This window comes from Mariniflexile sp. (genome assembly GCF_052728615.1).
Window position 1 is genome coordinate 1 of the sequence record NZ_JBFVFE010000019.1, and the last position, 22,005, is coordinate 22,005.

12 protein-coding genes are annotated in these 22,005 nt (G+C 35.0%); 1 reads left to right on the forward strand and 11 read right to left on the reverse strand.

Annotated features, from left to right (window positions below; translation table 11 throughout):
• Positions 1–355: 355 nt before the first annotated feature.
• The 10 genes from ACU1LP_RS09120 to ACU1LP_RS09165 form a co-directional block, all read right to left on the reverse strand.
• Positions 356–1,525, reverse strand: coding sequence for an aldose epimerase family protein (locus ACU1LP_RS09120; protein ID WP_445736106.1), 1,170 nt, complete (start codon positions 1,523–1,525; stop codon positions 356–358).
• Positions 1,526–1,973: 448 nt separating this feature from the next.
• Entirely contained in the window at positions 1,974–3,092 is a 1,119-nt protein-coding gene (locus tag ACU1LP_RS09125) for a glycoside hydrolase family 43 protein (protein WP_445730909.1), read from the reverse strand.
• Positions 3,093–3,164: 72 nt separating this feature from the next.
• Complete coding sequence (locus ACU1LP_RS09130) at positions 3,165–4,241, reverse strand: cellulase family glycosylhydrolase (protein ID WP_445730910.1); 1,077 nt, start codon at positions 4,239–4,241, stop codon at positions 3,165–3,167.
• Between the two features lie 151 nt (positions 4,242–4,392).
• Positions 4,393–5,496, reverse strand: a complete 1,104-nt coding sequence (locus ACU1LP_RS09135) for a glycoside hydrolase family 43 protein (RefSeq protein ID WP_445736107.1) — start codon at positions 5,494–5,496, stop codon at positions 4,393–4,395.
• A gap of 40 nt (positions 5,497–5,536) precedes the next feature.
• Complete coding sequence (locus ACU1LP_RS09140) at positions 5,537–7,048, reverse strand: RagB/SusD family nutrient uptake outer membrane protein (RefSeq protein ID WP_445736108.1); 1,512 nt, start codon at positions 7,046–7,048, stop codon at positions 5,537–5,539.
• Positions 7,049–7,061: 13 nt separating this feature from the next.
• Positions 7,062–10,139 (reverse strand): SusC/RagA family TonB-linked outer membrane protein, encoded by a 3,078-nt coding sequence (locus tag ACU1LP_RS09145; RefSeq protein ID WP_445736109.1) that lies wholly within the window; start codon positions 10,137–10,139, stop codon positions 7,062–7,064.
• Between the two features lie 703 nt (positions 10,140–10,842).
• Positions 10,843–13,662 (reverse strand): hypothetical protein, encoded by a 2,820-nt coding sequence (locus tag ACU1LP_RS09150; protein ID WP_445730935.1) that lies wholly within the window; start codon positions 13,660–13,662, stop codon positions 10,843–10,845.
• A gap of 477 nt (positions 13,663–14,139) precedes the next feature.
• Positions 14,140–15,021 (reverse strand): diacylglycerol/lipid kinase family protein, encoded by an 882-nt coding sequence (locus tag ACU1LP_RS09155; protein WP_445730934.1) that lies wholly within the window; start codon positions 15,019–15,021, stop codon positions 14,140–14,142.
• Between the two features lies 1 nt (position 15,022).
• Positions 15,023–17,002, reverse strand: a complete 1,980-nt coding sequence (locus ACU1LP_RS09160; RefSeq protein WP_445730933.1) for an LTA synthase family protein — start codon at positions 17,000–17,002, stop codon at positions 15,023–15,025.
• A gap of 277 nt (positions 17,003–17,279) precedes the next feature.
• Positions 17,280–19,682, reverse strand: coding sequence for an outer membrane beta-barrel protein (locus ACU1LP_RS09165; protein WP_445736110.1), 2,403 nt, complete (start codon positions 19,680–19,682; stop codon positions 17,280–17,282).
• Between the two features lie 432 nt (positions 19,683–20,114).
• On the opposite strand from ACU1LP_RS09165, the gene ACU1LP_RS09170 reads away from it, so the two are divergent.
• Positions 20,115–20,687, forward strand: a complete 573-nt coding sequence (locus ACU1LP_RS09170) for a DUF421 domain-containing protein (protein WP_445730931.1) — start codon at positions 20,115–20,117, stop codon at positions 20,685–20,687.
• Positions 20,688–20,882: 195 nt separating this feature from the next.
• On the opposite strand, the gene ACU1LP_RS09175 is transcribed toward ACU1LP_RS09170, so the two are convergent.
• On the reverse strand, positions 20,883–21,989 hold the full coding sequence (locus ACU1LP_RS09175) for an acyltransferase family protein (RefSeq protein ID WP_445730930.1): 1,107 nt from the start codon (positions 21,987–21,989) through the stop codon (positions 20,883–20,885).
• Between the last annotated feature and the right edge of the window lie 16 nt (positions 21,990–22,005).

Consider the following 22,005-nt stretch of genomic DNA (forward strand, 5'->3'; position numbering starts at 1 on the left):
TTCATAAAAGCAAAAAATGGAACAGAATCGTCAAATTATGTCAAAATGCTGCATAATGGGAAATTTGTCGTACACCCGTTCGGAAACCCCGAGGTAGAACCGTCGGGGAATTATTTAGATTTACTTTTTAAGGAAATCCTAAAATAGAAAAGTGTAGGTTCAAGCAAAAAGCGAAACGGATTAATTCAAACTGCTCATAAAAAAATCCTAAAAATTTGAAACAGAGACTAGAATTGTTCCCCTCCAAGGAGGGGAAAGTTACCTAGGGTGTTTTAGTTAAAGAACTTACAACCTGAATTTTATAATTTTTTTTTGCTATTTTCTGGATTGTAAATTATAAAGTTTCTAATATAATTTATTCAACTGAAAACCGATATTCTGAAACCGTATGGTATTTTTCTCCAGGGTTTAAAGTAATTGACGGGAATCCAGGTTGATTGGGTGCATCAGGAAAATGTTGCGTTTCCAAACTAAAGGCTGTCCTGAAATCATCTTTAACGCCCAATTTAAGCGTGTTTTTACTTTGCATGAAATTACCGCTGTAAAATTGCAAACCGGGTTCTTGGGTATAAACATCCATTATTATTCCCGATTTATCGCCTACAACCGTTGCCGCATGATTCATACCATCTGCCTTTTTTCCATTCAGCACATAATCATGGTCGTAACCAAGACCGTTTTTTAATTGTATATTATCGTTCTCTATACGTTCACCTATGGTGTGTGGTTCCAGAAAATCAAACGGTGTGTTTGTTACGTTGTCAAATGTTCCAAACGGGATTAAAGTTTCATCTACAGGTGTATAGGTATCGGCATATATTTGTAACCTATGGTTTAAAATAGTGCCTTCACCATTCAAATTAAAAAAAGAATGGTTGGTTAGGTTTACCACGGTTGGTTGGTCTGTTTCAGCTTCATATTCCATTTTAACGGTTTTTGAATCGGTTAAAGAATAGGTTACTTTAACCTTTAAATTTCCTGGATAGCCCTCTTCCTTATCAGGCGACAAGTAGCTCAACACCAAAGTAGTATCGTTGGGTTGTACGGCGTCCCAAACAACATATTGAAACCCTTTAAAACCTCCGTGCAAGGTATTTTTTCCGTTGTTAAGTGGGATCGAGTATTTTTTACCATTTAAACTAAATTTACCTTTCGCAATACGATTTCCCACGCGACCAATGGTAGCGCCGAAATAAGGTTCAGAAGATTCAATAAAACCTTTCGCACTGTCCATGCCCATAATAACATCGGTCATCTTTCCATTTTTATCGGCTATCCAAAGTCCTACAAATCGACCGCCAAAATTGGTTATGGCCAATTGTATGTCTTTGTTTTTTAACCAATATAATTTTACAGCTTTGCCGTCAATGATGGTGTCAAAAGCAGCATTATTTATAGATGGGGTAAATTCAACGTGTTTAGCTACCGTTGTTTCTTCATTTTGCTGCTCTTTTTTAGTGTTTTGTTTGCAAGAATAAATACCGACTGTTAGTATTAGGATTAAAAATAGATACGACTTCTTCATGGGTTTTATTTTTCAATGTTAATAATTGAGACAACTACAAAACTAATTTTTTGCGATAAATTAGGGTTGTTTTTTCAAACGTTTATGCGAACTTATTAATCTTTGTGAAACTTCTTTATAATTTGTGTGTCTTTGTGTTATAGTTATTTCTCAGAGTTACACAAAGCAAACTCGGAGATGCACAAAGCAAAAAACAATATTAAATAAAAGAGTTTATTACAAATTATTTTAGTACATGACAAAAAAAGATATTTCATTAAAAAAATTATTTAAGTCGACCCCTCCGCCTATCGGCATACCGAAAAATCGGTACAGGCTCTACCCCTTGAAAAAAGGGGAGGAATTATTTAAGGAGTTTTTTTTAATAATTTGATGTTAATAAATTTTTGTCATGTACTTAAACAAATTATATAAAAACATTTTTAAAAAGCATTGCCCTGTTTTAGAATTACTTTGACAACGGATTTTTTATTGCCTCAGTAGTAGGTCCTTCAACTGTAAGAGTACCATCCTCCAATATTTTCATTTCATCAATAAACACCACCCGATTTTCTCCCGTTTTCTTGGTTCGTCCATGATATACACAAAGCATTTTATCGGGGTTTTTAAGAAACAATACCATATTATGCCCCGTACCGCTAACCTCGCCACCTTTGGTCGTGTTTTTTTCTAAGACAGGATTGTTACTAGCTTTTGTATATGGCCCTAGTGGCGATTTACTTGTTGCATACCCAACGGCATAATGTTCGCCACCAAAATGGTTTGCAGAGTACATAATATAATACGTATCGCCATGTTTAAACGTAAAAGAGCCTTCTGTCCATCGGCGGTTTACTTCTTTTGAAGTAACCGACCTGCTTTCCCATTCGGCATTTTTATCATCCATGCTTGTGGGAGGTCTGAGCAATAGAATAGGCTCCCCAATTACGCCTTTAAAATCTGGTTGTAATTTTACACCATATACCCAGCTCTCTTCTATGTCGTCATACAAACCCTCCTTTTTTGCCCAATCGGCAATATCGCTTTCTACGGGATGCTTATAACAGGCCCTGGAGTAATATAAATAATAGTGGCCATCATCATCTTTAAAAACATTGGCATCAATTATGGGATAACCGGGGTCAAAAAGCGGTTTGTTGGTTAAATCTACAAAAGGTCCGGTAGGTTGATCGGCAACCGCTACTCCAATCTTAAAATTTTCCAATTCATTGGTTGGATTTTCCTTCCAGTCTGCACTAAAAAAAAGATAATATTTATTGTTTATTTTATAAACTTCGGGCGCCCAAAAATTGGCTGTGTTCCAAGAGTTTTCGGTATTGCCATAATAAACCTGTCCGTTATATTCCCAGTCGTTAAGGTTGGTAGAAGAATAGGAAGAAAAACCATCTTTTGTACCGCCACCCGTGCCGTACATATAATAGGTGCCATCATTGTTATCTAAAATAAAAGGGTCGCCAAACTTTACATTTAAGGGGTTTTTATAAGCTAATTTATTAGAAGCAGGTACTTTATTTGCAACTTCATTGTTTTTAACCTCTTTACAAGTAGTAAAAAGTAGTGTTAGCATGAATCCAATTAAGACTTGAGTTTTAAAAAAGTGATGGTATTCCATGTTATAATGGTTAATAAAATTTAATGGTTAATTTTCCGAGGTTACTTTTTTTATTAAATTAACTTCGTCTTGTCTGTATGGGGTCCCATCCTTTCTAAAAATATCATGAAACCATTCTACAGGTTCTTCGCCAGATGGTATGGGTGTATCCCATTCATAAATAGTATTGGATTTACCGGCAACCAGCCCCCAATTGATTGCTCCAACATGTTCTTCTTTCAGCAATTGTAAGATGTTGGAAAACCTGCTATTTCTTGTTCGGGCCATATATTCTGTACAAACCAGTGGGCGGCCATGGGTTTTAAGTAAGTTGATGACTTTAAGATGGTCTTCAGGCTCTCCATAATGATGGTACGTGATAACATCGGAATTCAAGGCTTGAATCTCATTGACTTCCTGAAACTTTTTGCTCCACTGCCAAATCCCAGCAGTTAATGGTTGGCTTGGGTTCACTTCTCTTGCCCAGATAAATACTTTTTCCAATAAAGGCACCGAAGCACTGAATTTACCGGAGTTCCCTGGTTCATTATATAAGTCCCACATCAAGACCCTATTATCATTTTTAAATGTGTTGATAATATCTTTTACATACATTTCCAGCTCAGGAAAATTTTTCAACTCTTTTGATGCTGGATCTCCAGGGTCTTGTACCCAACCTGAATTATGGATACCAGGTTTTGGTTCTGGTTGTTTCCCTATTTTTGGCGTTTTACCCCATACATCATCAAAAATGACAAATATGGTTTTAATGCCATGCTTATCTGCTATTTCCAAATATCTGTCCACCCTAGTTTTAAAACCTTTTGGATCAGCCTTATATGCAAGGCTGTGAAGGTAAACACGCATGGTGTTAAATCCAATGCCTTCTGCATAGCCTAATTCCCTATCAATGGTTTCGGGATCAAAAGTGTCTGCCTGCCACATTTCCAATTGATTGATAGCTGTACTTGGATTAAAATTTGCACCTATTATCCAATCATGCATTCCATACCAAGTTTTTGCTTTTTCTAATGGCCACTTTTTGGCGACCAAACTATTGTTTCCTTGTGTGTAGCCAATAGTAAAAACCAGACTAAGTATTGCGGTTAATAATCTATTTTTCATTTTTTATGTTAATGATTAATAATTTGTTCCATTTTTTAACTTACTTATAAAAAACTACCAAGGCTTGTGAACACCTTGGTAGATTTCAACTAAACTAAACTAACTCAAACAATCAACTAAATTGTATCATCAATTATCTTCTTAAATTATATTATTCGCCACTTGGCTTCAATATATCCTTGTTTAAAGGTTCTGGGCTTCCTAAAAGGGGAAAGCCATTACTGTCCCACGAAAACTTTTGCATCCGAACAGATCTATTACCTCCACAACCTTGACCAGGTTGTGGGTTAGCATGATATAAAATCCAATCTTCCTGACCATCCAATGATTTAAAAAAAGAATTGTGCCCAGGACCAAAAGCATTTCCGGTATTATTAGAAACAAATAAGGGGTTATTTGGTAATCGTTTCCATGAATTTACCTCTTTTGGATTTGAGTTAATATCCATATAAATAGCGCCAATAGAATAGCCATCTTTCCAGCAGGCCCCAGCAGAATAGAATATAAACACCTTATCATTTTTTAAGAAAAATTCGGGGCCCTCTGTTACTTCTGGATTTGTGCCATTGGTTTCCCAAGCATTTTCCGGTTTTAAAATATTGACTCGTTGCCCAACAATACTTAATGGGTTTTCCATCTCAGCGATATATATATCCTGTCTTACATTGTTGTCGCCTTCCCAACCTGACCAAGCAAAATAGTACTTACCATTAAATTCAAAAGGCGATCCATCGATTGCCCATTTATCGTCTGGAAGTTTCAATTCACCTTTGTCCAACCAAACTCCTTGAAATGGATCGGTAGATGTGTTTTCCAGCACCCACATTCTGTGTGTATTATTATCGCCATTACTCGCTGCATAATATACATACCAAGCACCATTTATTTTATGTAATTCTGGTGCCCAAATTTCTTTAGAATTCATTCCACTAGCTGGAGGAATCCAAATGATTTTTTTGGTTTCATTTTTTAGATCAGACATTTTATTGGTCCTCACAAGTGTAATATTATTGCCTGTAGTAAAGGTTACAAAATACTCATCGCCGTTTTTAAAAACCCAAGGGTCTGGTCCGGAATCTAAAACAGGGTTTCTAAATGTTGTTGTTTTTATTGGAGGCTCAACATCAATCTGTTGTTCTTCTTTATCAACTGCGTCAGAACCGTTCCCGCATGAAATACACGAAGTTGATACTATACCCAATAAGGAAAAAACCAGATAATAATTAATACTAATCTTTTTTAATTTCTTTTTCATTTTTTAAATATTTAAGGAAAGTTAAAAAAAGTATATTACTCTACCAATTTGGATTTTGATCCATATTCGGGTTAATATCCAAATCACGCTGTGGTATAGGCAATAACTCATGCTTGCCAATTACAAAATTATTAAAGCCAGGATCTTTAACGCTCAATGATGGGCCCAAATCCCCCCATCTTTTTAAATCATTAAAGCGGTGCCCCTCGCCAGTTAATTCTAAAAGGCGCTCGTGTTTTATTTGCGTTAAAAATGCTTGTTGGGATAACCCTGTTGGTAGTGGTGCAAGACCAGCCCTGGATCGAACTCTGTTAACATATTTATAAGCGTCATTAGTGCTACCATTAGCATTTAAGCACTCTGCATACATTAAAAGTACATCTGCAAAACGAATAAACCTGTAATTGTTTATGCCTCTAAAACCTTCAAAATTTCTAGCATGATCGTGGAGGAACTTCCTAAAAAACACGCGATCATTATTGCCATATCTTTGTTGAAATGTTTGTCCATAAACCATAGTTGCCGAAGGACCTGCTTCATTTGTAAAATTATATAGAAATGTTACTGGTAGTCTTGGATCTCTTTGATTAGAAACAGTTCTTTCAATTTCAAACTCCCCTACTACCCATCTCAAGGCCTCGCCATCTGTAAAGCCTACACCTGGAGGTCCATAAAATTGACCTATTGATGTTCCATAGTTATGGTTGGCCGATGCAATGTCATTATCTGTTCCCTCAGTGGGGTTTTCAATATAGCTCCATTCAATAACTGACTCTTTATTAAATTCCGTGGTTATTTTGAAATTGTCATAATAGTCCGTAACCAAATCGTAAACATTAACACCTTCGCCTGTTATAAAATAGTCCAATGCCGTTTTAGCCGATGGATAATCCTGTATTTGCATATAGGCCTTACCTAACAAGGCAAAGGCGCCTCCTTTTGTTATTCTTCCTAAATCGTTGGCGTTAGCATAGTTTTTTGGCAATCTACTTGAAGCTTGGGTTAAATCACTAATAACTTGTGCCCAAACTTCAGGTTCCGGAGTTGTTGGATTGACGTCCGTCGGGCTTGATGGCTTTAATTGTAGCACAACATTACCCCATAAACTTGCTAAATGATAATAGTGCATCCCTCTAAAAAAATAAGCCTCACCCAGTATTCTGGATTTTAAACTTTCGTCCATAGCAATATTTGGCACATTGGCTATTACCTGATTGGCTCTAAAGATTCCAACATAGTTATCAAAGTAAACATCAACAACAGGGCCAAAATTAGAATTAGGCTGTATGAAATTATTTAATGCATTTGCCAATTCGTTCCATGGACTATAACTTGCTCCAACATCTGAACGAAGATCGTATAGCATAGGTTGCCATCTTGTAAATCCTCCACGGTGAAGTGTACTATAACATGAATTAATTCCTTTTATAGCATCTGCTTCATTTTGCCAAAAGCTCTCGTTTGTTACTTCATTTGGGTTTATTATGTCAAGCTCGTTTTCACAAGAGTAAAAACCAAATACGATTACTAATAATATTATTATTTTTTTCATGATATTTTAAATTTTAAAATTCTACGTTTAAACCAAGTGAAAATATTCTGCTTGAAGGCCAATTACCAGCATCTACACCTCTTTCCAATATTCCATTGCCTTGAACATCTGGATCCAACCCTGAATAATTGGTAATTGTAAATAGATTTTGACCACTTGCATATAGTCTTAATGCAGACATTCCTATTTTGTTTAAAAAAGTACCATCAAAATTATATCCTAATTGTATATTTCTTAACCTTACATACGAACCATCTTCTAACCATCTGTCTGAATTGAATCTAGCATTATCTACTAATCCTTGGTCTCCAGTGGCTACACCTATTCTTGGATCATTTGTGTTTGTATTTGTTGGCGTCCATGGACTTATACCACTTCTAAAGTTGGTATTTTGATAAGAGTCCAGTTCCCGTCTAACACTATTGAAAATTTCGTTTCCAAAGATGCCTATAAATTGTAAACTCAAATCGAAGTTTTTATAATTGGCTCCAAACTGTAATCCAGTTTGCAAAGTCGGCCATGGTGAAGAACCACTAAAGGCTCTGTCCTCATCCGTTATACTTCCATTTCCGTCTGTATCAATAAACTTAATATCTCCAGGTTTTGCAAATGGCTGAATAGGATTTCCATTTAATGCATGAGCATCAATTTCTGCCTGATTTTGAAAAATACCATCGGTTTTTAACAGATACCATTGTCCCAAAGACTGTCCCACTTTTGATCTTGTTAAACCTGTTTGTATGTAATCGATCCCCGCACCTCGATTTCCAACTTCTTCCACACGGTTTTTTATGGTTGTCAAATTGAAGGCAACATTCCATTTTACTTGATTATTGATATCCTTATAAGAGGCTTCTAGCTCAAACCCTGAGTTTCTTATCGATCCTGCGTTAACGGGAGGACTTCCTCCTAAATTACCTAAATATAAAGCAATGGGTAAATTGGTTACTAATGCATCTTCTGAAAGTGAACTATAATATGCAAGAGATAGCTTTAGGCTACTGTCAAGCAACGATGTTTCCAATCCGAAATTTTGAGTTTTACGGTTTTCCCATCTTAAATCTGGGTTAACCAGCGAAGCTTGGTAAGAACCTACTTGAGGCACGTTGCCTAAAATAGCTCTTGTATTATTGTTTATTGTGCCTTGCCAATCAAAAGACCCTAAAGTTACTATACCTAATTCTCCATAGGAAGCATTAACTTTTAAATCATTTATCCAAGGGACATTAAAAAAATCTTCTTTACTAATTCTCCAAGACCCAGCTATTGATGGAAAAAAGCCTGTTCTGTTGTCTTTGCTAAAACGGCTATCTTTATCTAACCTTCCTGTTAACGTTACATAATATTTACTATCATAATCGTAATTTATTCTTCCTAAATAACCAAATATTCTGTAATCATCCGTGATAGCCCCTTCACTAGTTGAAGTGCCTGTTGTTGAGTTTATTTCGGTAAAAATTTGATCGCCCAATTCAGTAATGTCACTTCTAATTGCCAGTGAAAAATCCCTTTTTGTTTGTTGGTCTGAAATACCTACAACCCCATTAATATTATGATTTCCAAATTTTTTATTGAAATTAAGGGTATGCTCCATTAAAAAACTTGCATATCTGGATCTATTATCTGCTATAAAACTAGGTCTTTCAGCGGCATTAAATTGTGTAATCCCAATACGTCTTATGCCTTTAGAAAAATCAAAACTGGCTTCAATTCCTGTGTTGAATTTATAGGTAAGCCCTTCTAAAAGATCAACCTTTACAAAAGCGTTACCAACAATTTTTGCGTAATTTATTTTTTCACGTAGCACATCAGTCACAGCTACTTGGTTTTTTGCATAAGTTATTGCATTTACACTCCCAATTCCCCAGCCTCCAGGATTTTGATCATTAATAAACTCGTCACCCCGTACTGGTATAACGGGCAACATGATTGCCATATCGAAAAACGGATTGCCCGTATCAAAAGAACCCAATGGCTGTTTTGTATTAGAATTTGAAAGCAGGATATTTTCTCCAATCGTTACTTTTCCTCTTTTAAATTCTGTATTGATTCTTAACGAGGATCTTTGAAACGAACGTCCAATCAACACGCCTTTATTTTCAAACTGGCTACCAGAAACAAAATATTTTGAATTATCGCCACCTCCAGAGGCTGAAACATTTAAGTCTATGGTATTACCGGTTCTAGTAATTTCATCTTGCCAATCGGTGTTTATATTAGGATTAAAATTTGAACCCACGGACGGAAGAGGTGTTAAACCTGAATTATTATAACTTGTTCTTTGCATTTCGGCAAAAGCGGTATTGTTCATTAAATCCCAAGTTTTTGGAATTTCCTGAATACCGGTTACAGCTGAAACAGACACTTTGAGCGGTCCGCTTTTACCGGATTTAGTGGTAATGATTATAACACCGTTTGCGGCTCTTGAACCATATATGGCAGCAGCAGAACCATCCTTTAAAATTTGTATAGATTCAATATCGTTATTGTTTATAGTTTGGTTGGCATCGGCAATCATGCCATCAATAACATACAAAGGGTTAGAGTTTACAAAACTTGCTGCTCCCCTAATTTCAATTTGGGAATTTTGACCTGGTTGTCCCCCGCTTCTAACTGTTACCCCCGAAGTTAATCCTTGAAGAGATTCGGCCAAAGAGTTGCTGATATTTTTATTGGATGTTTCAGGATCTATTAAAGAAGTTGCTCCAGTTAAATCCCTTTTCTTAATTGTTTGGTAACCAATAACAACAACTTCATCTAATGTAGAAATGTCTTCTGTTAGTACTACATCAATAATCTTTTGTCCGTTAACAGGCACTTCGCGGGGTGTATAACCTATGTAACTGTACACAAGTATGGCCTTAGAAGGCACAGTGATGCCATAAACGCCATTAAAATCGGTTACGGCTCCTGTCTGTGTCCCTTTTATAATAATGTTTACCCCAGGCAAGGGCAATCCGTCTGTAACTGAAGTAACAGTCCCTGTTACCGTTACTTGTTGTTGCGAATACACGCTTTGGAGCATGAAAACACTAAAAAATAAGGTAAATAATGTTAGGTTTGTGGTGTTCTTAAATAGTAGTTGTTTCATTGTTTTTCATATTTTAAGATTAAAAGTTAGTGAGTGGGAAGTTTGTTAAAACTTAAATTAAATTGTAACAAATAAAAAGATTTATATGTGGCTTCAGTTTTTATTTTGTTCCATTATAACAACTAAACTGTTCAAACCACCAAGGTTTGCATAAAAATGGCGACTTTTGAAACAAATTGTAGAATAATGAAATGAATTGTAGATGTTTACTATATCGTATTTCAATAATCAAGGCCTTTCAGAAAAGACTATCCCTAGGATTGGAACCTCTGGCCCCATAAATACACTTTACCTTTTTTTGGTAAATGCCATGTATGATAAAATGATTGAGAACATAAAGAAGCCAGCGCAAAGGCTTTTAAAAAATGGGCTCTTTTATTTATTTTGGTTTTTTTGCTAAGACCAATAGGTCACCATACCTTCCTGCATACCCACTAGCAATGGCAGCGCATGGGCTTTGCCTTCCTGAAATTATTTTTAATATTTGAGAATTAAGTACATGACAAAAATTTATTAACATCAAATTATTAAAAAAATCTCCTTAAATAATTCCTCCCCTTTTTTCAAGGGGAGGTGCCGATAGGCGGAGGGGTCAACTTTAATAGTTGTTTTTATGATGTAAGATTATTTTTGTCATGTACTAATATTTGAGAATTAAAATTTGGGAATTAAAATTTCTATGGGTTCGTTTGAAGATACTCATTTAATACCACCTTCTGGTAAACAAACCAATTAAGGTTTTAATGTCCAATGTTACTTTAAACCTAATTTTATCCCCGTATTTATCCTGGCCCAATTCAAAACCGTTATTGGACGCTATGGGAAGGTATAATTCAAAATAATCATCTACAAGGCTAAGTTTCACTCCAGAATCATAAGCAAAATAAGGGTTAATCCTTTTGTTTTTTAAATAGCCAATATCACCATAAGCATGTATCCAATTCCAAATACTTACTTCTGCATTTACAGAGGCAAGCCATTGATTTGCAAAACGAGTATCTAAAATAGATTTAAAACCACCTTCTGCTGTTATATATTCCTGTGAAACTAATCCGGTGTCTTCAGACCTCCCAAGATAATTATAATCAAACAGATAATCTGAAGGCCTATCTAAAGCGAAATCAAAATACCCATCATCATTTTGGGTTTTGTTTTTTAGAAAAGTTCCGGCATACATACGTAAGCTTACTTGTCTGTTGTTATCAAACAACCTTCTGTAGCTAGTGGTAAATGATACTTTGCTAAAGTTTTTAGACAACTCATAATCTGCTTTAAAACCGATGGAATTTGAGAAATTAGAATTTGAATATCGGTATGTAGCATTTAAAACACTGTAGTCTGGTGTTTCTAATGGCACTAAAGGGTCTTTATCTCTAAAAATGCTGACACTTCTTAAACTGATGTTTTGGAACAGATTGCTTCTTAGGTCTTTACTTCTATAATTTAATTGAATAGATGGCGTGATTGAGTTTGCAAACAAATTAGGTGCATAGCTTGTTCTGTTTCCTGATATTTCAATGTTGTAGGCGTACCATCCAGCTTCTTTAATTTGACTTGTTGAAGATAATAATATAGAACCTAATAGCGCATTGGATTTAAAACCATAAGTTGGTGTGAATTTATAAATAAAGTTTTTTTTAATAATTGTTTTATTATATAGCTTACCTCCAAGTGTTAAACCATCATATATGTTGTTAAACTCAAAAACAGGCATAAAAAATGTTTGATTCTTGCTTGGGTCTTCTACATCCTTAAGAAGTCTTAATTGTAATGGTTTATTAAAAACCCCCTTAAGGTTCCAATAATTGTTTGACCGTTTAACTTCTGGTATGTTTTCATCATAATCAATAATTAAAAGTTCTGCTCCGTTTTTTGGTATAGCGATGCGCTTTTCATCTAAAAAACCCTCTAGCCAAATTTTATTGATTACTGTGTCATTTTTTAAAACATATAGCGATACTGGCATTAAATTATGCCTTCTGTTTTTAAGCGTTATCTGTAATGAATCATTATCCTCTTTAACTGATTTAAATCCAAAATCAATCTTTTCATTGCTGTTTATATAATCATTAAAAAACCAATTTATATTTTTCTTAGAGGAGGATTCAATAATTGATTTTATGTCTTTCGTTCCACTTAATTTAAACTTATAACTGCTATAAAATGTCTTAATGCTATTGCCGATTGTGTTATCATTTAAATAATCGTCTAAATATCTGAATCCTAAACCTGCTTTGTAGGTATTTGCTATATTATAATTGAATTTCAATAATGAATCCCGTGGTGTTGAAAGTGACTGGTCTTTAAAACGCCGTGCCATATTTTTATAGCCCAAATAGTACTGGTCATTAAAATCTAGGTTTACAGCATGAAACCATTTTAAGCCGAATATTTTGGAAAAGTTACCCCCTAGCTTCATTTCTGGATAATATTCATCAATATAATCCATCATTAAATAGATAAGAATCCCATCTGTAATCCACTTTTCCTCTCTAGGGTTTATTATAAAAACTCTTTCTAAAATTTCATTTGTAGTTGTTTTTAATAGTTGCATTTCGTACTGAAAATCATTGGAAAATGGTCGAATCGCCTCAGGAAGTTGATTAAACCCATAAATAGGGTTCTTACGCTCATCTATATTTGATACTAAAAGTCTATCCATTTGAAACGCGCCCAGATGTCCTTCCAAATAGTTTACAATCTTGTTGGCAATCTCCAACTTTTTGCTAGCTCCAATGGATGGACCAACAATGTTTGTAACCATATCAAAATGATTGGTTTTAAGTGTATAATAATCTGTTGCTTTTTGAATATAGACTCTAATGTCCCTGTAATTTTCTCCCTCAAGATGAACCTCATTAAAATTGTTGTTTGTAAATGATGTTTGTTTTAATCCTGATGTTAAGGTATAACTTTTCGGGATTTCAAAGTCAACCTCGTAGGAAGCCAATGGTGCGTAAAAATCCATCAAGTCTTTATTGCTGTAAGTTTCCCATCTGTTGCTATAAACAGCAGGAACTATAAACCATGAACGTAAATAGAAATCATTGTCATGAGTAAATCCGTTTCCCGTAAATTTCTCATGAGGTAGTTTTACACAGTAATTAAATTCAATCTGAACACTTTCAGTAGGCAACAAAGGCTTGTTTAAATAAACCTTCAATATATCTTCTGCGTTGTTATAGCGCACCCAATCCAACAATTTCTTGTTGCTATCCCTAACAGCACCAATACTGGTATAGCCTCTTTCATCTTCATGGGCAAAATGAAAATTACGCTTATAATCTTCTCCAAATCTAATTGCTAATGGTGTTTTTTTATTTGAGTAACTATTTGCCCAATCATGAAAATGTATTTCACTCAAAGTATCATTGGATTGGTTGAGATACTCCACTTTTTGTACAATACTTATTGTTCTGTTATCTGCGTCAAGTTTTGCTTTGATAGAAACAGTGTGCTGACTATTAGCCTTAATTATAAAAGCAAAAAACACCATCCAACAAAACGCCATTTTTTTATTCATAAAATTTTAAAACTTATAGACGATGCCCAACATATACCCACTATTTTCACTCTTGAAAGACACTTCATAATGTTCCTGCTGGTATTCTGTAGTCCCTTCCCCAACCTTAAAGGGTGATACATTTTCTACATTTAAGGAATTTTTCCACCCTTTAGTGAGTGGAAAAAGAAAAATTCAATCTTAATTTTCTTATCCGTTATTCACGTTAATTAGAAACGCCTAAAAACGCACATATTGATGCACTACAAATATTTTAACCGGACAACAATGAAATTTATTACCGAAACCTTAGAAAACTTAACGCCATTACCATTGAACTCATCTTGACTTTTTCTGTTTCCTGAAAAATGGCTGAAATTGGCCCATATTTCGTATATTTTCTTATGCGCAACGATGCTATGCCTCTCAAAAACAGTCTCATCTGAAGATCCCGATATATCGGGATTCGGTTAAAAACAAAAAGTCAAGATGGGTTCATTAAAAGATAACCAATAGGGACTTCTCCTTTAACGAAATGGAAACGGAAGTGTCATGGATCTTTAACATTTCACCATCCATTTGAGATTCAAAAAAATCAGTGTTTTTACTTGAAAGCTTAAGGGCCTTGGTTTGAAAGCACTTTACTTCCTTTAAAAATTCTGGTTTTTTTAAAAGCAAACTCACCCCAAAAAGCAACATTTTTAATTTGTTTAATTTAGGTACAATAATAACATCCAACAATCCATCTTGCAATGATGCCTTTGGTGTTAAACTTAAGTTATAGCCCATTTCGTTAGAGTTCGAGATAAAAATTAAAAATGGATTTACCAATATTTCCAACTCGTTGATTTCAATTGAAATTCCTTCTTTCTTATGAAATTCTTTTAATGATTTTAGAGATGCTTGCATATAGCAAAACAACGTTCTTTTTTGCAAAGCCTCATAATTTTTTATAACGCTGGCAGAAAAACCAAAACCTGTATTACTAAAAAAATAATGTTCATTTACACAGCCCACGTCTATTTTGGTTTGCTGGTTATTTTTAATAACGGCAATGGCTTTTTTTACATTTTGCGAAATTTTAAGATTGGATGCCAAACCATTTCCTGAACCCACTGGAATTATTCCTAACGGGATATTACTATTTACTAAAGTGGACGCGACCTCGTTTATGGTGCCGTCGCCACCGCAAGCAACAATAATATGGGCTTGTTGGTTAATCGATTCTTTTGTTAAATGAATGGCATGACCTTTATAAGAGGAACATTTTACGGTTAAATTATATTGATCCTTATCAAAGTAGTCTTGTAAAAAGGTTTCTGAAAAACCATGGTTTCCTGTCCCTGCAATGGGGTTTACTATAAAATGGATATGTGTCAAACTACTGTGCTTTAATTTTTAATTTTCCGTTACGGTACAAATCGTCTGCTACTTGATAAAATGAAATGCTTCTGTTCTCAAAATCCGTGTCTGATGGTATCACTGTTAAGCTATTATCCAATGGGTTCCAAGAATAGAAACGAGCGTTTTTCTGCTCATCCAAAATCAATATTTTATCATCTTTAAGATACCCCAACTTTCTGTAGTTGCCTATAAATGCTCTTTCGTCATCAGGTTGCATGGATAGAATATCATTTCCGAAGAGATTAGACTTATAATCCCAATGTAAAGCTGAAAACAAGGTTGGAAACACATCAATTTGGGAAGCCAATTTACTTATTTTTTCTAACTGTTGGTATGGTAAATTGAAAATTAATGCTGGAATATGGTAATTTTTCACATCCAGCTCCCAACGCCCTGCACTACTGGCACAATGGTCGCTCATTATTACAAATACGGTATTTTTGAACCAAGCTTTTTCTTTTGCTTTTTTAATGAACTGGCCAATGGCATAATCGGTGTATTTTACAGCGCCTTTTCTACCTGTGCCAGACGGGATATCAATTTTACCCTCGGGATACGTGTATGGTTTATGGTTTGAGGTGGTCATCACGAAGTCGAAAAATGGTCGTCCTGTTTCATGAAATTTATCGGCTTCCTTAAGAACCTTATTGTATATATCCGCATCACAAACGCCCCAAGCATTCTCAAAGGTTACTTCATCATCTTCAATATTGGTGCGTGTTGTGGCAATGTTTTTATCCAAGAGAAACCCTCTACCTCTATCAACAATATTAAATCCGTTTCCGCCAAAATAGGTGTTCATATTATCAAAATAGCCATCGCCACCATAAAAGAAATAGCGGTCATAGCCTTGTTGTTTAAATACTTCGCCAATAGTAAATAAGCCTTGGTTTTCTTTTCGTTTTACAATACTACGCCCTGGGGTTGGGGGAATAGAAAGTGTAACAGCTTCCATGCCTCTAACGGTTCGTGTTCCTGTGGCGTATAGATTTGTAAAAAACAAACTATTATTTGCCAATGAATCCAATGTGGGCGTCAGATTATCAGGATTACCGAATGCCTGTAAAAAGTTTCCGCTTAAACTTTCAACAAAAAGAAAAATCACATTGGGCTTCATTGGTTTTTGAACACGATCTGAATTTACGATTCTTCTATAAATGCTATTTTCATTTGGATTGATAAAAGGAAGGATTGAATCGTAATAGCTTTGTTTTACCATGGCGTAGGCTTGCGCGTTAGGAATGGTTTTATAAAACTCGCTATAAGGCAATTCATTATTTCTAAAAGCCGCAAAAAAGGAATAGATGCCTGTTTTGGCCAACTCATTATTGTACCGGTTATCTGAAAAATCCGCTTGTGCATTCGTAACAAACACACCGCTAGCAATTGCCATTAAGAGCCAAAGAACACCTGCCATAAACCTAGACTTAAATGGGGTATCGCCTCTAAATGTTTGTTTAAAATTGCCTAAACGGTAGGTAATAAAAATACACGTTAAAGTTAAAGCCAACAGCGCTGAAATAAGTATGGGCAACGGGTAAGATTCATTAATGTTCTTAACTACCTCATACGTATAAATAAGATAGTCGACCGCTATAAAATTATAACGTCGTTCAAATTCCTCCCAAAAGGCGATTTCTCCTAAGAAGGAAAAGAACAGAATAAATATGCTTAGTGAAAACCCGGAATAAATAATAATCTTATCTAATATGGAGCCATGCCATTTTTTAGGGATTACAAAAAGATAAATAAGGTAGGGAATTACAAAAAATGAAATAGTGGCTACATCGAACAAAAACCCAATAATAAAGGTGTTTGCCAATGTAAAAAAGTCTTTATCTACTTCGAGGAAACTCAAAACAAAAAAACTTGATCGCACCAAAAATGACAGGAGCAAAAACAAAACAACAAAAGCTTTGAGCAGCGCAAAGCGGGAAGGAAATAATTTAATTGACATTTAATTTAGTTTAATAAAAAACTAAATTAGCCTCCAATTCTAAAGAAATATTAAAGAACCCATCTTGACTTTTTCTATTTCCTGAAAAATGGCTGAAATTGGCCCATATTTCGTCTATTTTCTTATGCGCAGCGATGCTATGCCTCTCAAAAATAGTCTCATCTGAACATCCCGACATATCGGGATTCGGTTAAGAACAAAAAGTCAAGATGGGTTCAAAGTTTAAAAGTATCAGTAATTATGTGATAAAACCATTCCTGACAGATCTTTATTGAGGCTAAAACTTATAGCTATATCCCAAGCGTATTACTTGCGTTTCGGCATAATTACTACTGGTATATTTAAACCCCTGTCCAAAAATATCGGTTTTTACGGTCATGGTATTCAATAGATCGGTAGCGTTTAAAAACAGTTCGCCTTTGCCTTTTTGGATTGATTTTTTAATGCCAAGATCCAACGAAAAGCGCGAATCAATTTTCCCTTGCGGCATAATATCGGGCGCTAAATACACCGCACTCATTTGTGCATCTACCTTTTTGGAAAGTTTTAGCGTATTGTTCAATTTTAAGTTCCCTGAGGTTGCTTTTTGGGTATTGGCTGAAAAGGTATTTGGCGATGGATATAAGTTTAAAACCGTAAAAGCATCAATCTGGTTGCGATAGATGTTTCCATTTAAATTAAGGGAATACCAATCGGTAACATCTTGTTCAAAAATCATTTCAAGCCCAGAGTTATAACTCTTTCCTACATTTTGAAAAATGGCATAGATGATGTTACTAGTGTCATTGGTTGAAGAAATCCTGGTAATGGTACCATGGGCAAAACGATGATAAAGTGCCCCATATAAACTGCCTTTTTCCCAACTTGTTTTATAACCAAGTTCAATGAGATTGGTAAACTGTGGGCGCAACGCTGGATTCCCGACTTTAATAAGTTCAGCGTCGTCATACTTAGGAAAAATACGGATATCCACTTCGTTGGGTCTGTCCACCCGACGATTATAAAACACAGAGATTTTGTTGTTTTCATTGAATTTATATGCAAATCGCATATTAGGGAAAGGCTCGGTATAATTGTAACCATCACTTTTATAGGTGTTGTGGTCTGGGTTTACAAGATAATTTAGATCCACATATTCCATTCGTAAACCCATTTCAGCTTCAACGGTTTCGTTCTCAAAACTGTAATTTCCGTATAAGGCAGGAATTATTTCCTTGTATTCTGCCCATCCACCGGCACCGGCATCTATGGGCGAATTTTGCCCCTGGAAAAATTGCATGTTTATAGGAATGTTGCGCTTTCTTAATTTGATGCCTGTTTCAAACTTTCCGTATTTTAAAGGCCTTACGTAATCCACATTAAAATCATAAACCTGTTCGTCTGAAAGCAATTTAAAAGAATCCAGACCCGTAAAAGTGGGCCGGATATTCTCGAAAAAATATTTTTCATCCTCTCTGTGAAACGTGTAATTAAAACCAATATTCAGTAAACGGCCTGCTTCTTTAAATTTATGCTGATAATTGGCAGTTGCCATGATGGTGGTTTTAACCTCGTCCTCTAAGAATCTCCAAAGATATATGCGTTCGTTATTTTCATCCACAAAAGGCTCATCGCCGTTGTCAATAATAATTTCTCCTCCGTATAAAGCGGATACCGTTAGCGTGTTTTGTTCATCAAAAGTCCAGTCCAACCCAGATTTTAAGGTAATGAATTGGGTGTCTCTGTTTCTTTTGGTCTGCCTGTTGATAATCGTTCCGTCATCATAAACGCGTTTTACAAATTCATTTTTGTTGAGCGTTTCGGTATATAAATAATCGCCCTGAAAAAACACATTTACTTTGTTCTTCCGGTAATTAAGAGCGAGTGACGGATTTATTTTCGGTGTCATGGTATATTGGGGCCGTATGTCCGGTAAATTGGTTCTACGCTCCCATAAAGACCCAAGACCACCTGTAAAACCTACTTTACCATTAAACCCCTGTACTTTGTTTTTTTTATAGATAATATTGATGATACCTGCATTGCCGTTGGCATCATATTTAGAAGATGGGTTGTTTATAATCTCGATTTTTTCAATGGCCGAAGCAGGAATATTATCCAATCCGTTTTGATTTCCAAAACCCGTTATTGCCGTTTGTTTGCCATCAATAAGCACGGTAACCTTGTCGTTACCGCGTAACTGCACTTTACCTTCTTGTATGGTAACACTTGGTAAATTTTGCATAGCCTGTAAAACGGAACCCCCACTTTGACTGATATTATCTTTAAGCGAGTAGGTTTTTTTATCCATTCTGGCACTTACCTCTTCTTGTTCCGTTGTTACCAAAACTTCATTTAAAGAGGTTATATTTTCAGTCAGTAAAATGGTTTTTACATCTAGGAATTTAGAAAGTTCCCCTACAAAAAGGGATTGTTTTTCAGTATTAAACCCAATAACGGAAACCTGTAAAATGTAGTTTCCCGAAGCTATATTTTCGATAGTGAATCGACCTTCTTCATTAGTCGCAGTACCCGTTACAAATACATTGGTGTTTGCTAATTTTAGAATCACATTGGCGTAAGGTATAATCGCTTGCGTTTCCCTTTCTTTTACCATCCCTGAAACGGTAACATCTATTTGAGAGAATGATTTTGAGGAAAATGAGGTTATAATAACCAATAAAATGATTTTTTTTATCATCAACATTTTGTTTTGTACAATACTAATTATAAATTCTTAAGACAAACTTAAGTTAAGAAAATTTTACTCTGATGCTTTTTGGATTTTAATAAAAAAACGCATTGCTATCCGGGGAAAAATCAAGACCGCTTCGCTAATAGTCCCGATAGCTATCGGGAAAAGAACATAGACTAGATTGGATAGGGCGGGCAAAGTGAACCACCTACAGCGGATGAAAGTGAGCATAGCAAAGTAAGTGCTCAAAATCGATTCATTTGTAGTAATTTAATAGTTATATGAGTTAATTAAACACCGTTTAAACGTTTAGTTTTAAACGTAAATTTTATCATTTAAAAGAAAATGGAGGCTTTTGTTTATTCTTATTTATTTTGTGATGAAAATAGATAAAATTACCTTTTTAACGATTTGCATTAAAATTAAACTTTAGAACAAATGATCGACCCGAATGAATATACTTTTGATATTATAAGAATTTTATTTGGTAAATACAACCCGATAATTTACGTGGAAATCACTTTGAGAGTTCTACTCATTTTGATTTATACCATAGTAATTATTAATTGGATTGGCAAACGTGCAGTGGGTGGCTTAGGCAGTGCCGATATTTTAATAATAGTTGCCATGGGCAGTGCCGTTGGCGATGCTATGTTTTATCCTACTGTTCCGCTATCGGTAGCAATAATAGTTATCAGTTTAATTGCTGCCTTGCAGAAGTTGTATGTGCATCTGGGGGTAAAATCGGAATTGGCCAGAAAAGAAATGCATCCAAAAGTGGTAAAGCTTGTGGAACATGGGAAGTTGCTATCTGATAATTTTTCTGATGACCAAATTGATAAATATGAAGTTTATATGCTTTTGAGAGAATCTGGAATACAATTTCTCTCAGAAGTTGAGCATGCTTATTATGAGCAATCGGGTAAGTTGAGCGTCTATAAGTATGAAAATCCAGTATTGGAAAATTCCATTCTTCCAGAGCATATTCGGGACCATGAAGATTCTATATAGTTTTAAGGATCAGATTTGCACAGTTTGAAATAATTTCTACTCATACATACTGTTTTTATAGTTTGCAAATTATGGCTTAATAAGATAGATACCACACGAAAGGATTCGTAAGGTAGCGGGGGGAACGTTACGTAGGGTATTTAAGTTTAAGCAATTTCTTTACAGTTTTCCTTATTACAAATTCTTTTTTACATGCTAAATTTTTATATATGTTTTGTTTTTATTCATGTACCATAACATTAAGTATATGATACCAAAACCTCCAACTGTGGCAAAAGCATTGTAATAAGCTCCTAAATAGTGTTCGAAACCAAAAAGCAGATATTTGGCAACTTCTGGGAAATCTATAACATGCGAAATCACATAAGCCGTAATAGCATTCATGCCAATAACTTTTAATGGAAATCCCCATTTTGTGTAGCCTTTCACATCTATAATCCAATAAAACATAGCCAGTAACAGAAAACATATTCCTGATGATAATAACACAAAAGTGCTATTCCATATTTTCTTGACACTTGGGTGAAATATATTTAGAATTAATCCAACAGCTATAAAAGCGATTCCAATTAAAACAATGTTTCGTGCGGTTTTTTCTCTTGGTAGCTTAGAGCGAAGCATTTCACCTGCAAATAAACCAGAAAGTGTAGTTGCAATAAACCCCAAACCAGATAACAACCACGTGTATTGGTAACCATCATCAAAACGTCCAAAAACATAATGGTCTATATATAAAGCAATGTTTTTATCTGGTAATAACTCACTATTACCAATTCCGGGAACGTTTGCAAATTCCAGCAACAACCCATAAACAATAAGGCAACTTGCAAAAAATACATATCTAGCTTTTTTGCTTAAATGAATATAGGCGATACAAGAAAATAAATAGCCTACAGCTATCGCTTGAAGTGTATTACTAAATATCTTAAATTGATTAATATCTAAAGCAAGTAAATTCCCTTGCACTATCCACCCTAAAATAAATAAGATTATAAAACGCCTGATTAAATGCGGATAAAGTTTCGTTTTATTATCAATGGTCTGTACTCTTTTTTCCATTGAAAATGGAATAACGACTCCAACAACAAAAAGGAAAAGAGGCATGATAATATCATAAAAATGAAACCCAAACCATTCTGGATGCTCAAATTGAGTCGCTAAAAACCCGGTGGTTTCTGTTTGTGCCGCTTCATTTAGATAGGCGAAAAAACGGTCTGCAAAAATAATCATGAGCATATCGAAACCTCTCAAAACGTCAATGGACAAAAGACGATTATTCAAGCTAATAACTGGTTTATTCATTTTTAATTAGGTTTCA